Genomic DNA, 742 nt, shown 5'->3' on the forward strand with positions numbered 1-742 from the left:
CCAGAGATCATTGGAACGAAACCACCACATGCTGCCACCATAGGGCCAAGCATCAGAGAAGTTACGTCACCAACACCACCAGTAGAGTGCTTATCAACGATTGGGCCATCAAAGTTCATGTGGCTCCAGTCAATCACCATGCCCGAATCACGCATTGCACACGTCAGTGCGATACGTTCTGGCATCGTCATTTCATTAAAAAAGATAGCCATTGCGAATGCTGCAATTTGGCCTTCAGAAACCGTGTTTTTAGCCACGCCTTGAATAAAGAAGTTAATTTCTTCAGTCGTTAGGACTTCACCATCACGTTTTCTGCGAATAATTTCTTGAGGTAGATACATTAGTGCCTCCCAAACTCTAGTGAGTATGGTTTGTAGGGAAAGAGGTAATATGGAGTGACTTAACACCACTCCATCAAACAGACTTTATTGTTATACCCGATAGGGAAATTAGTATGCTGCTGGATCAGCAGTTTGGTCTGTCACTTCTAATGTATTAAGAAGGTTAGTCAGTAGGCTTGAAGCGCCAAAACGGTAGTGCATGTTGTCTGCCCACTCAGCGCCTAGTAGCTCATCAGCCATTGCAAGGTAAGCTTGAGCATCTTCAGCTGTACGTACGCCACCAGCTGGTTTGAAACCAACTGTTTTAGCTACGCCCATGTCACGAATAACTTCAAGCATCATGCGTGCGTACTCAGGAGTCGCGTTTACTGGCACTTTACCTGTTGAAGTTTTGATGAAGT

General features: G+C 45.0%; 2 pseudogenes. Both read right to left on the reverse strand.

Annotated elements, in window-relative coordinates:
• Window positions 1–341: pseudogene (locus AB4496_RS25630) on the reverse strand (thymidine phosphorylase); the annotation flags it as partial.
• Window positions 342–449: 108 nt separating this feature from the next.
• Window positions 450–742, reverse strand: a pseudogene (locus AB4496_RS25635) (deoxyribose-phosphate aldolase); the annotation flags it as partial.

The sequence above is a fragment of the Vibrio sp. 10N.222.46.A1 genome, assembly GCF_041473595.1.
GTDB lineage: Bacteria > Pseudomonadota > Gammaproteobacteria > Enterobacterales > Vibrionaceae > Vibrio > Vibrio tasmaniensis_A.